This is a genomic window from Kosakonia quasisacchari (genome assembly GCF_004331415.1).
GTDB classification, from domain to species: domain Bacteria; phylum Pseudomonadota; class Gammaproteobacteria; order Enterobacterales; family Enterobacteriaceae; genus Kosakonia; species Kosakonia quasisacchari.
Genome location: NZ_SJOP01000088.1, coordinates 1 through 378 on the forward strand (window position 1 = coordinate 1; position 378 = coordinate 378).

Sequence of the window (378 nt, forward strand, 5' to 3'; positions counted from 1 at the left end):
GAGGCCGGGAACATCGTCGTGAGTGTTGGTTTTGTACTGCGCACCGGTATTAATCTGCTGGTCGAAAAAATCCCGCGCCGCCGCCACCAGCAGGGAGGGCGTGCGCGTGTTGCCCTGCGCGTCATAGTGCGCCTGCGGGGAGGCGGCATACTGCCCGCGGACGTTATCCAGCAGGGCTGTTGTCTGCTGCATCTGGGTGTGCCCGCCATCGGACAGGCTGGCCGGATCGTGAATGCCAGCCGCCGAAAGGCCATAAGCGAGGAGGGATTTTCGCGCCTCGTAAGGCGCGCCGTAAGATGCGGTAAAGCCGGACTCGCTGGTCTGCCCTTCGCGCTGGCGGATCATCTGCCCGGCAATCTGTTTTTCAATGGAGGGATA

1 pseudogene is annotated in these 378 nt (G+C 62.4%); it reads right to left on the reverse strand.

Annotated features, from left to right (window positions below):
• Nucleotides 1-378: pseudogene (locus E0L21_RS24815) on the reverse strand (hypothetical protein); the annotation flags it as partial.